We start from the raw sequence: 16,617 nt of genomic DNA on the forward strand, positions 1-16,617 counted from the left end.
TGTCCGTGTGCGCATCGCCTCACCTCCGCTAGATGTTCAGAGTTTGGACTCATCCGGTTGTTCTAGAGTCAAACTAACTGGATTTCCGGCTGCTAATTTCGCGGATACGGTTCATTTTCGAAAGTTAACTGGAAAATCTACCGTTAATTCGACGATAACCCTCCAGGAATGCTGAAACCCAAGAAATTAACGTTAGAAAATCCAGCTATTGAAGCTCTAGTCCGCGAATTTGGCGAAATTAACGTTACTTATTCCAGTTAGCTCCTTAACCTAACCGCCTGCCAACCTACCTCCTGGCTCTGCTACTCTCCGATGTGCGAAAGTCGCAGGGCCGCCAAGGTCGGGTACCCCCGATATTGCTTAAACACAACCTTCACCCGCTGAGCTGTCATTAACGGGAGCGTGATGATTTTCTTGTAGCCGATCATCGAGCCCTCCCCAATCAAGCGCCATTCGCCGGAGTCCCCGGACACCACATTCCGCTCGTCCCCGCCTCGTTCCGACGCCCACAGCTCAAACGCCTCCACCCGCTGGCCGTGTTCAATGTGCTCCTGCAAAATAACCGCGTTAAATGCCCTCGCCTCCGGTAAAACGATTTGTACCCAAGGCTCAACATCCGACGCTGACGGCCTCCAGCCGCGACCCAATACGGTCTCGGCAAGACCTTCGGCCGTTTCCTCCCGGGAAGCAGCACTCGACCCCCTCCATACGGCTCCCTCGTTCAGCCTTGGATCATTTAGTTCCTGAATCCGGCGTCCCAACCCGGCCAGAACTTCACGATCCGGTGCTGCAATCCCCCCGTCCGGGTTGGGCGGAACGTTGAGCAGGAACATAGCATTGCCGCCAACGGACTTCAAGTAGATGTCAAACAACTCGCGGTCGCTCCGCACTTGCCCATCCTCTTCGGGATGGTAGAACCAACCGGGCCGGATGGACGTATTCACTTCAGCCGGATACCACACCCATTCCCCGCCATACCGAGCCATCGCTTCCCGACTACCCAGATCCTCTTCCATGGAGTTGATCGAACGAGCGAAGGTGGGGTCATCGGTTTGTTGCGATTTTTCCGCCGTTTTCTCCGCATCTTGCAATGCCCGGGGTACGACGCTCCACTCTTCCCGCCGCGTATGCCCCGCCTCGTTGCCTACCCAGCGGATATCCGGACCGCATACGCTGATCACGCATGGCGGCTGCAGCCTCCGAATCGTCTCATAATAACGGTCCCAATCGTACTGTTGTCGCTTGCCGGAAGGGCTTTCTCCGTTTGCGCCGTCCAGCCAGACACAGCTAATCTCGCCGTATTGAGTGAGCAGCTCCGTCAGTTGATTTACGTAAAAATCGTCATACGCCGCCCCTTCCCCGTAACTTGCTTCGGTCCGATCCCAAGGGGACAGATACACTCCGAATTTAAGCCCGGCCTTGTGACAGGCTTCCGCAACATCGCGGACCAAATCCCCCTTACCGCCTTTCCACGGGCTGGATGCGACGGAATGCTTCGTGTACCGGCTGGGCCAAAGGCAGAAGCCATCATGATGCTTGCAGGTCAGAATGACGGCCTTCATCCCGGCCTGTTTCAAGATCGCCACCCATTCCTCGGCATCTAGATGCTTGGGATCAAACAGGACCGGGTCCTCGTGCCCCATTCCCCACTCCCTGTCGGTCATCGTGTTCATCCCGAAGTGAATAAACCCATAAAACTCTAGCTTTTGCCATTGCAGCTGCCTTGTTGAAGGTCTGATGCCAAAAATTTCGTCCATGTTCATCCAAGAAGTAATCCTTTCTCGTCTCCGCGTCGTTCGCGGGCTATTGATATTTGCGGTTATATTCGTAAAGCAGTCCGATCAACCCTGCCAATCCAATGAACATGAAACCAAGGTTTACGTAACTTGTTCCATGATCATGTCCATACACAACCAGACACACGCAGATGATCAATCCTAGCAACCGTAAAATGATCCCTATCATGACTTAACGCCCTCACTCTTTTGCTTCCACACGATCTCGCTTGGGCCTAGCTTCACCATAGTAGTGTTCCCTTCCCCATCGTACACGACCGTGGTTTGCGATGCGTTGCTATTGTTGACGACCGCATACACCCCTTGCTCCGGATAAGCGTGCACCTCACAATCCACGTTATCCGCATACCATCGTTTCAACTCCGTCTCCTTGCCGGTTGCAAAGTACAGGCAACGCAGGAGCAGCCGCGCATTTCCCGGGGAATATGGAAGTCCGGCAAGATATACCGCACGCCCCGAGCCTGGGCGATTCGCGGCCAAATGCACCTCCCCGTTTGAATACTCGAGAATCTCGACGCTTTCATGTAACGCATAGACGTGGTTTGTCGTTTCCCCGAAATCAAAACCCTTATGATCCGCCGTAATAAAATGCTCCTCGACGGGACGGTCGAAGTATTTGTCCGTAGACACGCTGAATCCCAGCTCCTTCTCCACTCCAAAGCAATCGGCCAATTGAAAAAAACGCCCCTGATGCTGCACCGCCGAAGGTTCGCCTACACCAATCAATCCGCCGCCACCGTATATCCAGCGGCGAAGCATCTCGACCAGCCGTGCGTTCTTCCATACCTCACCGCCGGAAAAAGCCGTATACGCATCCCCGGCATTAATCACCACGTCGATCGACGGATCAATGCCGCGTTCGAGTACGTCATCAAAGCTGATAAATACGACATCCACACTCATACCGCTTAAGGCTTCCAAGATCCCATAGTAGGAGTAAGCCTGTTTACTGTAGAGGCTGTGGGCAACGGTAAACGCCTGCCACGTCCGCAGCGCTCCCCACGAGTTCAAGATCGCCACCCTTAACCCCGAGTATGGCGTAGCCCCTCGGATATGCTCATGAATGTCGCGGAATTCATCGGTGATTTGCTCGACATAGTCTACGAATTTCGGGAACTTGTAAGCCAAGCTCGGGTATCCCCCGTACCCCATGCGATCGATCGGTTTGCGCAGGATCGCACGCCGCGCCGCCAGCCAGTTCCGATTCGCTTCCACCACAGGATCGTTGCCGTCATGGAAGACGTCCGGGAAAAAGTAAGGCAGGAACCGCCCTTCCGTGTACTTCACATGCGGAATATCCGAGATCATCCGCAGTGTTGTACCGTCTCCCACACTCCCCACAACGGCGTCGAATCCAATCGATTCGAAGTGCGGCCCATAAGGCTCCGTACCGATCCATTGGTCGCCGAGGAACATCATCGCTTCCTTGCCGCTTTCATGCACCAGGTCGACCAGCTTCTTTGCTTCCGCAGCAACAAAGCGGGAGACATAGTCGACGTAATCCAGATAAGCCGGTGACGGCCCCCGGAAGGAGCAGTTGTAATATCCTTGATCGACGAAATCTTCGGCGGTCAGGGCGTATCCTTTTTCTCGAGCAAAATCCTCAAGCATCGCTACCGACACGCTGGCACCATACCCAAACCAGTCCACAAACTTCTCCTGGGCCAGCTCGTTAAACACCAGCGTAAACTGATAAAACAACGTAGTGAAACGCACGACATCGCCTTCCGGATTGTCCTGGAGCCATTGCTTCATCGTCTCATGGATAAATGCATTCGAATGCGGCTGCTTCACGTCAAACGGAATCTCATGCGGCTTATCGCCCCAATCATTGGTGATGTGGTTATACATCTGAACCGGGTCCCATTGAATAAAAGCGAGGAAGGAAACTGTATATTCATGCCACGGTACCGCATGGTCGATGATCACCGTATCGTCCTGCTGGCGAATTCGCCAATCAGAGGGGGGCAGCACCTCCCCAGTGGTTCGATCGATCACTTGCCAATAACGATAAGGATCATGCAAATAATCGACGTCCAGTTGCTCCCGATAATAGGTGTTTAGCAACCCGATCTCCACCTTAACCGACGTGGCCAGCACAAATTCGCTCATCAAATAGATTTGCGGGCATTCCTCCATATGGCTTGCGCTAAACTCGTTATGTCCTCTGGACGGAAAATAAGCCGTATAAATCTTCGCGGGCAGCGCTTTGACGTCCGCATCTAGCCTCGTCCCGTCGCTGTCCCGGATTGCGTCCGCCCCCCACCTCTCCATCAACTCCTTCGTTTCCCGGACGAACCCTTCCTCGCTTGGGAGCGTCACTCTACCTTTCCGTTTAGCCATGCCTATCGTCTCCTCTCCCTCTGCTATTCTCTCGTTCCTCCGGCCGTCATGCCTTCCACTAATCGCCGCTGCACCAAAATGTACAGGATCAGGGCAGGAACCATCACGATCACCAGGCCGGCGTAAAGTCGTCCGTAGTTGGCGGCCGCTTTCTGGGCGGTCATCAGATTCAGCAAACCGACGGGAAGCGTCTTGTTGGGCCCCGGCAGCAGCGTCAACGCAATAATATAGTCGTTCCAAAAAGCCAGAAAGTTGAACAGGATCACCGTCACGATGCTGGGACGAGCCATCGGCGCCATAATGGACAACATCGTTCGAACATGTGAACAGCCGTCCATCGCCGCCGCCTCCTCGAACACCTCGGGAATGGTCTGAAAATACCCGGACAACAAATAAATCGTAAACGGGATGGCCGTTGCGGCGTAAACCAGCGATAATACCGCCAGATTGTCGATGAGCAGTCCGTCCGGGAACCAGCCTCCGAGCCATCGATCTCCGTCCAGCAGCATCAAAAAGATCGGGACCACGATGTAGTTGACGTTGATGAACAAGCCGCCCATAAACAGAAGATGTAGAATCTGGCGGCCCCGGAATCGGTAGCGCGCCAAAACATAAGCCGCAGGTACGGCGACAACCAGCAGGATCGCCAATCCAAGGACGGTGGTGAATAGCGAGTTCAGCAGATACGACCCCATATGGGCGTCGGTAAACGCATCAAAATAGTTTTGCAGGTAAACGCCTGCCGGCAGTCCCCATGGATCTCCGTAAAATTCGGATTTTTGCTTCACCGAAGCGAGCAGCACCCAAATCATCGGGACCACGATAGACAAGGCGAGCAGGGTCAGGATGACATAGATGAACCATTTGTAGGTTTTGTCGGATTTCATCGGTCCTCCGCCAGCTCCTCCCTATTTTACTGTTGAGCTTGCACTAGAATTGAAGGGGTTCCCGTTTCGTCGCCCGGCTGACCAACAGCGACAACCCAAACGAGAACAGGAACACGACCGAACCGATCGCCATCCCGTACCCGTAGGAGGAATTCGTATAGGCCTGTTTGTACATATAGTTCAGGAATACCTCGGTCGCTCCGTCCGGACCGCCGTTTGTCATCGCTTTAATCAGGGTGAAGCTTAAATTAATCGAGCTGATAATGAAGAAGGTCAGCGTATTTCTTAAGTTCTGCCAAATCAGGGGCAGCGTGATCGAGAAAAACTGCCGCACCTTCCCGCTTCCTTCCAGCGCCGAGGCTTCATAGAAACTCTCTGGGATGCTGGACATACTGGCCATATACATCACCATGTAGTAACCCACCGACTGCCAGATCATCGCTCCGGCGATGCTATAAATGACGAGGCCTTGATCCCCCAGCCACATGCGCTGCAGAACATCTAACCGGAGCATGCCCAGCAATCCGTTCAATAACCCTTGCTCCGCATCGTATATCGCTGAGAAGATAGCCGCGATGACCACAACCGATAGAATGTTAGGGATGTAAAAGACAACCCGATACAAGTCCTTTCCCTTGACGTTTTCCCGCGTCATCACCGCCGCGAACAGAAGCGCCATCGACATCGTCAGGATCGTCACGATCACCAGCAGCAGCACGGTATTCTGAAACGACTTCACGAACACCTCATCGTCCAGAAGAATGCGGAAGTTGCTGAAGCCTACAAACTGTTTTTCCGCCGAAAAGCCGCTCCACTTGTACACCGACATCCGGAATACGTTAAACGTAGGAATAAGCATAAAGAGAACAAAGAGTACGAATGCCGGGGTGATGCACAGCCAAATGAAGCGAATACGTCCATGATTTCGGTTCACCTTCTCACCCGCTTCCTGCAGGGAATCTCCTCCGCTTGGTTATTTTGCCGCCCTTAACTTCTCGCTGGCTTCGTTGAGGTCCGCTTGCCAATCGTCTACGGTCTTCTCTCCCGAGATGATGCTGTTGGCCGTATCAAACAACGTGGTTTTGATATTCACGCCTTCCACTGGGCTGGTGCTGACAAACCCGCCGACCAACGCCTTCACGTTCGGCTCATCGTATACGCTGTAGAACGATTGATTTTCGCCGGTCAACTGCTCCGAAATCCCCTTGATAGGTTGAATCGCATTGGACTTAGCAAAAATTTCGGCAGCTTTATCGGAGTAAAGGAAGGTGATAAACTCTTTAGCCAGGTCTTTGTTTTTCGCTTGGGACGGGACCCATACGGATTCCATCGAAGTGACGATGTAACGATCTCCGCCTCCCTTCACCGTCGGTATCGGGGTTAATCCCCACTGAAACCCTTCCGCTCTGGGCGCATCGGCCATTTCCCCGGCAATCCAGGTGCCGTTTGGCATAAACAAGACCTTATTGTCCAGGATCGCCTGCTGATTTTTGGTGAAGTCCTGCTCATTGGCGTACGCGACGGTCGTATCCGAGGCATAGCTGAGCAGCTTGGCGGTCGTGTCCAGCGCCTGTTTGGCTTCCGAGGTCTGCCAGATGGCTTGCTCGTAATTCATCACCTTATCGTAAAATTCCAACCCGCCGACATCAGCCAACAGGGCAAAGAAGAAGGAATCCAAATATCCAGCGGTAGGATAGGTAAATAAGGCAATCCCTTCGCTCTTGGCCTGATCGCCGAGGGCAAACATCTCATCCCATGTCTTTGGCACTTCCCAGCCTTTTTGCTCGAACAGTCCCTTGTTGTACACCAACCCCGTTGGAGAATAATACATCGGCATCAAATAGGTGCGGTCATCGCCGTAAGGATTGGTGCCAAGCGTTCCAATCAGGCCGTCGACCAGCTTGTCCTTCAACGTCTGCTCTTCCCCGGGAACCTGTATCGACAAGACGTCCGTCAGATCCTCCAACCCTTTATCTTTAATCAGCGTCTCGGTGAGTCCCGCGCTGCGCCCTTGGCCAAGTACTACAACGTCGGGATATTTCCCAGCCTTCATGCCCGGTGTGATCTCATCTTCAATGCTCTTGCTGATCGTCAGCTCCACGTCTACGTCAAATTGCTCCTCGAACACTGCGATGACCTGGCTGTACATTTCCTTGCCGTAACCGCCTTCGAGGGCGGCCATTTTTAACACTGGCTTCCCGTCTTCTCCGGAGGATGCTCCGTTTGAACCGGCCCCGCAGGCCGTTAAGGTCAACATCGCTGTGATCACGATCGCAGCGCCTAACTTTTGGATCCGCATTTGAACGCCTCCCTTTTTATTTATTTTCATTATAGTGAGTAGAAAGCGTTTTTAAATATGTCATTATTGCTATGTTTTTTAGTTATATTGCTCTATTGATTAATAAAGATAACATTTTGTGCTATCATTAAATTTGTCAGCGGTCATGCTACAGCTTAGGAGCTTAGCTAGCAAGGTGTCATTTTTACTCTGAAAGGAACGAAGGTATGACGAACCACCCCAATTCCTCGGCCGATCTGCTCGCCAGCCTGAACACGGAGCTGATCTATATCAACAAGTCGGATGCCGATAGCCAAAACTGGATTGGTCTGAAGCACTCCCACCATTTCGCCGAATTGTTTTATGTGACAAACGGGACGGGGGAATTTCTCGTTCGGGACGAACGGCTCCCCATCAAGAAGCATGATGTCATCATCGTGAACCCCAATATTGAGCATACGGAAATTTCCGATTTCAGCGATCCGCTAGAATACTTTGTTATTGGCCTAAACGGCATTTCCTTTATTTCAGATGAAGACACGGTGCCTTACGTCCGCTTTAGGGATCCGGACAAGAGCATCCTTCTCTATCTGTACAAAGCGTTCGAGGAATACAGCGCCAAGCAGGAAGCCTATCTGGAGTTATGCAAGCATCTGGTTCAGGTCATGTTGATCTTGATCCTGCGCAAAAAGCATGTATCGATTAACCTCTCAACCACCGAAAAAGTTCCCAAAGAGGTCGCTCTGGTCAAAAATTACATCGATGTCCACTTTAAAGGTAACATCACGCTGGAATCCATGGCAGAGGAAGCGCACATCAACAAGTATTACTTATCTCATCTTTTCAAAAAAACGTATGGCGTGTCCCCCGTGAAATACCTGAATCAGGTGCGGATGGACACAGCCAAATTCCTGTTGGAATCAACCAATTACTCCGTGCTGGAAATCTCCGAGATCATCGGCTTCAAATCCCAGTCGTACTTCTCGCAAACATTTAAGCGGGAGGTTGGCCTCGCGCCGCTTGACTATCGGAAGGAGAACCGGCAGAAGACGCGGGGACCGCTGTAGCGTGATGGATAAGCACAAAAAAAGGGATGTCCTATAGACATCCCTCATGTTGCGTCCATTCCTGCTTCCGCTAATCTCGCGAAATATCGAATGGTAAAATCACGGAATCGTGCCGCGATTTGCTTCATATAGCGTTCCTTCGGCCAGGACAAGGAAATCGTTCGCTTGCACCAGCCTTCTTCCAGTCTGAGCAGCCGGACACCCGTTCCGGTGGATCCGGCCCAAGTGATGGCGGGCAGGAACGCTACGCCTTGTCCCGCACGAATTAATCCGCGTACCGTGGCCGGATCGTCACTTTCGAACCGAATCCGGGGCGTGAACCCGGCTAGTCGGCAGAAGGCATCCGTCGTCTCCCGCAACGACTTGCCGGAAGGAAGCATGATGAAGTCTTCCTCCCGAAGCTCCTTTAAGCTAACCCGCTCCCGCCGAGCGAGCGGATGGTCAGCTGGAACGGCCACGAGAATCTCCTCTTCCAGCAAGGAGACGGTTTCGGCTCCCGGGGGGGATTCAGCTCCGTCCGAGAGGCATAAATCGTAGCTCGTCCGAGTGTCCAGCGGGGAAACATGCTGCAGCAAGTTGAATTGAGCCCGTGGATATTCCGCGCGGAAATCCGCCAACAGGTCTGGCAGCAAATGCGAGGATACCCGAACGTCCAGTGTTAGGACGGGAGAGGCGAACCCGCTGACATCCTGCAACTGGCGCTTCCCATCCTCGAGCGCATCCAAAGCGAGATCCACCTGCTGAAGAAACGTTCTGCCATGCTCATTCAAGCGGATCGTCTTGCGTTCCCGGTGAAACAGCTCGATTCCAAGCTCCGCTTCCAGGGATGCGATCATTTTGCTCAGTGCCGGTTGCGAGATATGTAAGCTCTGGGCAGCTTTCGTCATGTGCTCCAGGCGAGCCACCGTCTGAAAATACTTCAGTTGCAACAACTCCACTCCGCTTTATCCTCCCTACTTCATAACCAATAAGTTATGATCTTTATAAATAAATATATATTATGGCTTATCAACATAAGCAAGCTATAATAGTCACAACAACAACAGGACAGGAGAGAATCCCCTTGATTGTACAGACGTTATCAGGCAAGGTTGAGGGTGTCAAACTGGATGGTGCTTACGTCTTCCGAGGAATTCCCTATGCCGCTCCAACGGGAGGTTCGCGGAGATTTAAGCCTCCGGCTTCTCCACTTCCGTGGCAAGGTGTACGGCGGTGCGATCGGTATGGTCATATAGCCCCCCAGAATCCGGCACAGGAAGGTCTTCTATCGGAGCTAACGCAGTCCGAAGATTGCTTGGTTCTGAACGTATGGACGCCGCAGGACTTGGGCGATGAGCTAAAGCCCGTGATGGTCTATATTCACGGCGGCGGATTCGTAGGGGGAACCGGAGCGGATTGTGAGGGTACCAAATACGCGTCCGAAGAAGGCATGGTCTATGTGTCGATCAACTATCGGCTGGGGGCATTAGGTTTCTTGGAGTTGAGTGAGTTGCTGGGCGAGGAATACGCAGCTTCGGGTAATAATGGCATGCTCGATATCGTCACTGCGTTGCAGTGGGTTCAGCACAATATCGCCGCTTTTGGCGGCGACCCGTCGAGCGTCACGGTCATCGGGAACTCCGCTGGCGCCAAATGTGTGGCATCGCTGTATGTCATGCCAAAGGCACACGGCTTGTTTCACCGTGCTATCGCCCAAAGCGGAGCCACGCAAGCGATTCGCGATCGCCAGACGGCTAGCGTAACAACCCGAAGACTACTGGAGCAGTTGAAAATATCGCCGTCCGAAGCGCATCATTTACTCGAGCTTCCCGCAGAGAAACTGATTGAAGCGCAAGCGGCAATTGGCTTTGATACCTCACGCGGCCTGCATATGTTTGGTCCTGTGGCCGATGGTCTCGTTATCCCTTTCGATCCGCTGGAGAGCCTTAAAGGTAATGAAGGGCTCCCGCCGCTGTTGATCGGGTCCAACGAGGAAGAGGCGGCGATCTTTATCCATAATGATCCGCTGCTGAGATCTCCGGATCGGGGAGCGCTGGAAAGATTATTAGGGTCAAATGCGGAGGTGGCGTGGGAGGCTTATCAGCACTACCAGACATCGATGCCGACAGAAGTTGCGTGGAATCGAACGTTAACCGAGCACCTGTACACCATCGGGGCCATGCAGTTCGCGGAAGCCATAGCTTTATCAGGGGCACCGGTATGGATGTATCGGCTTCGATGCGCCGGCAGGCTGGGAGCCATCCATGGGTTTGAAGGCAGCTTGATTCAAACGGCCTTAGCTGCAGGTGATCCCGGCTCCATTCCTACACTCCCTTCCGACGACCCCTATTTGGTGACAGCCGAAATGAACGAACTTGCCCACGGGATGAGAGCAGCTTGGTGTGCCTTTATTCGCAATGGTGACCCCAATACGGGACTTTTACCTGCTTGGCCTGTCTACGGTAAAGACCATGCCACCCTGGTGCTGGACCTCGTCAGCTCTGTGCATAAGGACTTACCAACCCCGGCCGGGATTCGCGTTCCTCACCAGGTTTGGAGGATGCCTTGATCCCGCTGCTCGAAGTTGCCTTGGTCATGTTGGCGCTTGGCCTGCTCCTCGGCTTCGTAGGCGCCGGCGGATCGGGATTTATTATCTCGATTCTGACCGTCGTGTTTGGTTACCCCATTCATACGGCGTTGGGGACGGCACTCGCGGCCATGTTCTTCTCGTCCTTCTCCGGTTCGATCAGCCATTACCGAGAAGGGAATATGAAGCTGCGGCCCGGGGTGGTCGTCGGCTTAACCGGCGCAGCGGGTGCGTGGATCAGCTCCGGCTGGTCCTCCCTGATTCCCGAAAACCAGCTGGGATATCTGACCTCCGGCATGTTATTTGCTTCCGGATTCGCCTTATGGTTTCGTATGGCCTATGTCTCCCGGCGACCAAAGGCGTCTGAGGACATGGAAGCTTCCTCCGTCAGAGGTTGGCACTTCTGGGTGAATGCGCCGCTCGTCGGCTTCATTACCGGATCCTTGTCGGGGTTGTTTGGAATCGGGTCGACCCCTTTTATCCAACTGGGACTGATGCTGCTCCTAGGAATGTCTATGCGGTACGCTGCCGGCACAACGATGTTGGTTATCATGCCGATTGCCCTAGCCGGAGGGGCCGGTTACTTTACCATCGGGTACTTGGATGTACAATTACTCGCCGCGGTTGTCGTCGGCACGATGACCGGCGCGTATATTGGCGCCAAGTTCACGAAGCGCGTACCTGCAGCTTGGCTCAAAACATGCATGGTGCTTACCCCGATGCTGGGCGGTGCGATCCTTTTGTTTTAAACCTCGATCCCCCAAAAAAGGACCCTCTGAGGAGGGTCCTTCGTTTTGTATAAAACTAGCTGAGCTGCAACGTTGTAATGCACGTTTGATCTCCGTCGAACGTAGAAATCTCCGACTCGGCGGTTTGGCCGTCACGGCTTACCTGAACACGGTACGTTTGATCGCGCGGCAACCACAAGTCGATAAATCCGTTTGCTTGGGACGTCATTTTTTGATCCAACACGGTGTTTCCTTCCGCGTCGGTGACGTTCACCTGAAACTCTTGCTCCATCATCTCGCCCCGGCAACCGGTCAAGCTATGAATCTCGCAAGGATGCGTCTGGTTCACATAAGGAGCAATCGAGACGAAAAACTCGTCCTTCGGCAGTTCATATGTCTTCGCGTCTGCTGTATCGCCGTCCACGATCAGTTGGCTTGATGTGATCGACGCCGACCTGGCGCTTAATTTACCCACGCTATAGTCCTGAACCAGCTGCTTGATGTTTTGAACCTCTAAAGCGTTTGATTCTGTCTGCTTATCGGCTTGTCCGGTGAGGAGAAAATAACTTCCCAACGCAGCAACCACAACAACCCCGGCCACCGCCAAAATGGTATTGCGTTTCATTTATCGGCACCCTTTCGTACCTGCATGGATTCTTCAATACAATCGAACAATCCGATTATAGCACAGGTTCCGGTTGCCTTCATTTCCTATAGATATTGGAATGGTTCCTTGGCATCCACAAATGAAACCGGGACCCCGGCCACCAGCGGTTGAAGCCAATCCGCCATATGCTTCATTCCCCATTCCTCACTGCGTTCGTGCCCGACAACCAGCATCGCTTTGTTCATCCCTAGCATCACGGCGTCGTTCACATAGGCGCATAACGTCCATTCCAGAATTTCGCCGCAGATCATCACGTCCAGATTCTGATCGCGCATCAATTCCATCGGCATTTGCTCTCTTCCGAGTCCCAAGCTCCCGCCGCCGACCAACACGCCGATTCTCGAACACGTCATTTCCGGCCGGCCTACCATTTGAAGCACGTTCATCGACAGATTTTCCTTTAGAAACTCCGCAAGTTCCCCAACCGTTGTCCGGTCGATGACATACACCCAAGGCTTGTTCTCCTCCGCCAGGCGATCACTCCAGCCAAGTTGATGGATCAACCCGTCATAGATCCGATCCGTTTCAGCCATATGCATATGGTCATGAAATCGCCAAATCGCGATACCGTGATCGTCGATCAGTTTCTTTTTGGCCAGATAAACCGGATCTTGTTGAAGCCACTCCAGCTCATCATTTCCTGTGAAATAAGTCGGTTCATGCGTAATAATGAGGTTGGCCCCAACCGCGATCGCCTCTTTCACGACATCGACAGTAGCCATAAAGCTCGTGACGATTCCCGTGACTTCCTGGTTGGGATCACCTGATGCGAGTCGGTCACAAGTGTTATCGACACGTGTTTCGCCGCAGGAATCCTCCAGAATCAGATCAATAACTTCTTGTACTTTCATAAGTATTTCTCCTTTCTGCTTCATCCTTTAACGGCGCCGATGACGACTCCCTTAGTCAAATACTTCTGCAGGAACGGAAGCACGATGACGATCGGCAGGATACCAATGACCGCCATAGCCATGCGGATAGACGTACTTGGAAGCTCCACGGTCCCCGCGCCAATCACGCTGCCAGCCTGCCCGGACTTCAGAAACTGGATGTTGTTCATCAAACGAATCAGCATATTTTGAATGCCGTAATACTGCGGCTTGGTGATGAAGTACAGTGCATTAATCCAGTCGTTCCAATAAGCCAACCCCATGAAGAGTCCAACGGTAGCCATCACCGGAATAGATAATGGCAGCATAATCCGGAAGAAGGTCCGCAGCTCCGACGCCCCGTCGATTTGAGCGGCTTCGATCAGCTCGGCGGGAATGTTATTCTTGTAGTAGTTGCGGATCAGCAGCACGTAAAAGCCGTTGGTCAACAGATTCGGTATGATCAGAGCGGCCAGCGTATCTTTGATATGCATATATTTGGTCCACATGATATAGGACGGAACGATCCCGCCGCTAAACAGCATGGTAAAGAACACAAGAAACGCCAGTGCGTTATGATATTTGAAATCTTTCCTAGACATCGGATAGGCCAGCATACTCGAGATCAGAAGTCCACCTGCCGTACCCAAAATCGTCACCAGGAAAGAGACGCCATACGACCGAAGGAAGGTCGAAGCCGAGGAAACCATATACGCGTAGGCATCCAGACTTAATTTCGCCGGAAAGAAGCTGTAACCGTCCCGGATCAACATCGATTCATCCGTGAACGAGGCGACCAATATCAAGATGAACGGCACAAAGGCAAATATCGTAAGCAGCACCATCGCGACTGCGGAGAACAAGACGAAAATTCGTTCGCCCTTCGTTTGAATCATGGTCTTTCCCCCTAAAACAACGCGTTATCCGCGTCGATCTTTTTGACGATCGCATTTGCCAGCATCACCAGCCCGAACCCAACAATCGACTGGTACAATCCAGCTGCTGCCGACATCCCGATATCATTCACCTGCATGAGTGCACGGTACACATAAGTATCGATCGTTTGCGTCGTACTGTATAAAGCGCCTGCGTTCATCGGGACCTGATAGAAGAGACCGAAATCCGAATTAAAGATCCGTCCGATCGACATCAGAGTCAGAATGATGACGGTAGGCTTTAGAAGCGGCAGGGTAATTGTCCAAATCTGCTTCAATTTGCCCGCGCCGTCGATTTTGGCAGCCTCATAGATGCTCTTATCAATTCCGGCGATGAACGCAATGTAAACGATGGAGCCATAACCGGCCGTCTTCCACATCTGGATAATAACGAGCAGATACGGCCAATATTTCGGTTCGGAGTACCAATTGATCTCAGGAAGGCCCAGCGGACGCAAAATGGAATGATTGATAAATCCGCTGTCCGCGTTCAAGAACGCAAAGACCAAATAAGACAATACAACCATTGAAATCAAATTCGGCAGCACCAGCCCGGATTGAAATAGCTTGGAGTAGGCCTTGCCGATCAGCTCCGACATAAAAATCGCGATGATGATCGAAAGGATGGTTCCAAACACGATAAAAGCAACGTTGTACAACAGCGTGTTTCTCGTCATAATCCAGGCATCGGACGTCTGAAACAGGAATCTGAAATTGTCGAACCCGATCCAATCGCTCCGGAAGATCCCCTTGGCATAGTCAATGTTCTTAAAGGCAATAAACACGCCAGCCATCGGAATGTAACTGTTCAAGATAAAATACAGCAGGCCTGGAGCCGCTAGCAGCAGCAGTGGGAGATTTTTCTTTAATCCTCTTGATCTCATCGTCTTGTTTGTCATAGCGGTTCTCTCCTACATTCCCGTTCTACTTCCCGTTAATTTGGGCGGCAATCCATTGATCCAGCTGTTCTTGCTTACTGCGGATAATATCCTCGGCACCCGCTTTGTTTAAGGCGTCAACAAATTTCGGGATCGTCGTGTCCGGATCCAGCACACCACACATGAGTCCCGGCAAGAATTGATTCACCACGTTCGTGACTGCGCTCATCTGGGTTTTCACTTCACTTGGATCGAAGATAAAGCCGAAATACGGAGATTTCTGGGTCTCTTTATTCTCTTGCAGCTTGAGCTCGACGTCAGACCAATTAACGCCTTCTAATTGGTATTGCAGCGATTCAGACCCAACGATCCCGGTGCTGAGCATGGCGGTGTAACCAACTGTGTTGGCATCCTTGCCATCCGGGTATTTCACGTGGTGCTCGTCCACCTTCACATAATCTTCGCCTTCGATCCCGTAAAGAATCGTATTGATCAGCTGTTCATCGGTGTACAGCAGGTTCAGGAATTTCACTGCGGCCTCCGGAGCTTTGGTTGTACTCGACACCATCCAGCTGACCATATTCACGGCCCCGGTTTCAAAATAATAAGGAGCGATCCGTTTCATCTCTAGATTTTTCCCGGTTTGGGCACTTAAGGCTTTAGCTGCTTCCAGACCGCTGTATCCGCCCATAAAGGAGAAGCCGCGCCCGGATGTGATCAGGTCGGAAGCGGTGATCGATGTAGTCGCCGCATCCTTCTCCAGATACCCTTTATTAAACCAATCCCTCATCATCATGGCGCCTTCCTTGAACAATTCCGTCTCATAGAAGTTGCGCACTTTACCCTCATCGCCAACGACAACCCCGATTCCGGTGGTGTCCGACAAGAAGTCAACTTGATGAGAGCCTTTTAACAGCAGCAGAAGCGAGGTATCACTTGGGTTCACATTAATCGGACCAAACGGAACGGAATCCGGATGTTTCTGCTTAACCGCTTCGAAGATCGCCGGCAAATCATTTACCGAGCGGATATCCTCCGCCGTGAATCCCGCTTCGTTCAGCATGTCCGCGTTGTAAACGAAGTTCGTTGGGATCGACATGCCCTTATTCACGGGGATCCCGTAGATATGTCCATTTAATGTAGTCGCTTTCAACATGTCAGGGCCGAAGTCCTTATCTAGAATGGCAGTGAGTTCTTTGCCATACTCGGGAAGCAATTCCTCCAATGGATAGACCTGATTTTTGGACACGTAGCTAGTGAATTGTCCTAGCGTCGTAAATAAATCCATTTGTTCTCCGCTCTGCAGCGCCAAATTCACTTTCTGAGCGTAATCAACCGGACCATAGACTTTGTAATCCACTTCTACGCCGATCTTTGGGATTGTGATTTCATTGATTGCATCCGTGATCCGTCCCAGATTATCGGGGATTTGATTAAACGAAGGCATCGCAAACACAATCTTCTCCACTTTGGCCTCGGCGCCATCGCCCGTATTCGTCTTGCTCTCGTTAGAATCCTTGCCGCACGCTGCCAGAATCGAGCTGCACAGCATCGCGGATAACAACAACAGGACCATTCTTTGTTTTCTCTTCATCTCTTCTTA

At 52.1% G+C, this 16,617-nt stretch carries 15 protein-coding genes; 3 read left to right on the forward strand and 12 right to left on the reverse strand.

Going from position 1 to position 16,617, the window contains the following annotated elements:
* Positions 1–302: 302 nt before the first annotated feature.
* Genes BN3277_RS21170 through BN3277_RS21190 form a run of 6 tightly spaced genes read right to left on the reverse strand, consistent with a single transcriptional unit; the run spans position 303 to position 7,325 of the window.
* On the reverse strand, positions 303–1,763 hold the full coding sequence (locus BN3277_RS21170; RefSeq protein WP_082691548.1) for an alpha-L-fucosidase: 1,461 nt from the start codon (positions 1,761–1,763) through the stop codon (positions 303–305).
* A gap of 40 nt (positions 1,764–1,803) precedes the next feature.
* Complete coding sequence (locus BN3277_RS26445; RefSeq protein WP_392396648.1) at positions 1,804–1,965, reverse strand: DUF6903 family protein; 162 nt, start codon at positions 1,963–1,965, stop codon at positions 1,804–1,806.
* Positions 1,962–4,139, reverse strand: a complete 2,178-nt coding sequence (gene gnpA / locus BN3277_RS21175) for a 1,3-beta-galactosyl-N-acetylhexosamine phosphorylase (RefSeq protein ID WP_059046145.1) — start codon at positions 4,137–4,139, stop codon at positions 1,962–1,964. Before gnpA ends, BN3277_RS26445 begins: the two co-directional genes overlap by 4 nt.
* A gap of 23 nt (positions 4,140–4,162) precedes the next feature.
* Complete coding sequence (locus BN3277_RS21180) at positions 4,163–5,026, reverse strand: carbohydrate ABC transporter permease (RefSeq protein WP_059046148.1); 864 nt, start codon at positions 5,024–5,026, stop codon at positions 4,163–4,165.
* 43 nt (positions 5,027–5,069) lie between these two features.
* Positions 5,070–5,960 (reverse strand): carbohydrate ABC transporter permease, encoded by an 891-nt coding sequence (locus BN3277_RS21185; protein ID WP_059046150.1) that lies wholly within the window; start codon positions 5,958–5,960, stop codon positions 5,070–5,072.
* A gap of 39 nt (positions 5,961–5,999) precedes the next feature.
* Positions 6,000–7,325 carry a carbohydrate ABC transporter substrate-binding protein gene (locus tag BN3277_RS21190; RefSeq protein ID WP_059046152.1) on the reverse strand — a complete coding sequence of 442 codons (1,326 nt, stop codon included), beginning with the start codon at positions 7,323–7,325 and terminating at the stop codon, positions 6,000–6,002.
* A gap of 206 nt (positions 7,326–7,531) precedes the next feature.
* Here BN3277_RS21190 and BN3277_RS21195 point away from each other — a divergent pair, with 206 nt between their 5' ends.
* Positions 7,532–8,371 (forward strand): helix-turn-helix transcriptional regulator, encoded by an 840-nt coding sequence (locus tag BN3277_RS21195; protein ID WP_059046154.1) that lies wholly within the window; start codon positions 7,532–7,534, stop codon positions 8,369–8,371.
* A gap of 44 nt (positions 8,372–8,415) precedes the next feature.
* Here BN3277_RS21195 and BN3277_RS21200 read toward each other — a convergent pair whose 3' ends face one another.
* Positions 8,416–9,309, reverse strand: coding sequence for a LysR family transcriptional regulator (locus tag BN3277_RS21200; protein WP_059046156.1), 894 nt, complete (start codon positions 9,307–9,309; stop codon positions 8,416–8,418).
* A 125-nt stretch (positions 9,310–9,434) separates the two neighbouring features.
* On the opposite strand from BN3277_RS21200, the gene BN3277_RS21205 reads away from it, so the two are divergent.
* Together BN3277_RS21205 and BN3277_RS21210 are read left to right on the forward strand one after the other, a co-directional pair.
* Positions 9,435–10,919 (forward strand): carboxylesterase/lipase family protein, encoded by a 1,485-nt coding sequence (locus BN3277_RS21205; RefSeq protein ID WP_059046158.1) that lies wholly within the window; start codon positions 9,435–9,437, stop codon positions 10,917–10,919.
* A gap of 26 nt (positions 10,920–10,945) precedes the next feature.
* Positions 10,946–11,686 (forward strand): sulfite exporter TauE/SafE family protein, encoded by a 741-nt coding sequence (locus BN3277_RS21210; protein ID WP_059047383.1) that lies wholly within the window; start codon positions 10,946–10,948, stop codon positions 11,684–11,686.
* A 55-nt stretch (positions 11,687–11,741) separates the two neighbouring features.
* On the opposite strand, the gene BN3277_RS21215 is transcribed toward BN3277_RS21210, so the two are convergent.
* The 5 genes from BN3277_RS21215 to BN3277_RS21235 form a co-directional block, all read right to left on the reverse strand.
* Positions 11,742–12,290 carry a CueP family metal-binding protein gene (locus BN3277_RS21215; RefSeq protein ID WP_059046160.1) on the reverse strand — a complete coding sequence of 183 codons (549 nt, stop codon included), beginning with the start codon at positions 12,288–12,290 and terminating at the stop codon, positions 11,742–11,744.
* An 86-nt stretch (positions 12,291–12,376) separates the two neighbouring features.
* Positions 12,377–13,183, reverse strand: a complete 807-nt coding sequence (locus tag BN3277_RS21220) for a Nif3-like dinuclear metal center hexameric protein (protein ID WP_059046163.1) — start codon at positions 13,181–13,183, stop codon at positions 12,377–12,379.
* Between the two features lie 20 nt (positions 13,184–13,203).
* On the reverse strand, positions 13,204–14,097 hold the full coding sequence (locus BN3277_RS21225; RefSeq protein WP_059046165.1) for a carbohydrate ABC transporter permease: 894 nt from the start codon (positions 14,095–14,097) through the stop codon (positions 13,204–13,206).
* An 11-nt stretch (positions 14,098–14,108) separates the two neighbouring features.
* The gene (locus BN3277_RS21230) at positions 14,109–15,035 is read right to left on the reverse strand and encodes an ABC transporter permease (RefSeq protein WP_059046166.1); all 927 of its coding nucleotides are present in this window, start codon (positions 15,033–15,035) and stop codon (positions 14,109–14,111) included.
* Positions 15,036–15,060: 25 nt separating this feature from the next.
* Entirely contained in the window at positions 15,061–16,608 is a 1,548-nt protein-coding gene (locus BN3277_RS21235; protein WP_059046168.1) for an ABC transporter substrate-binding protein, read from the reverse strand.
* Positions 16,609–16,617 lie beyond the last annotated feature (9 nt).

Origin of the sequence: Paenibacillus rubinfantis, from assembly GCF_001486505.1 — a bacterium.
GTDB classification, from domain to species: domain Bacteria; phylum Bacillota; class Bacilli; order Paenibacillales; family Paenibacillaceae; genus Fontibacillus; species Fontibacillus rubinfantis.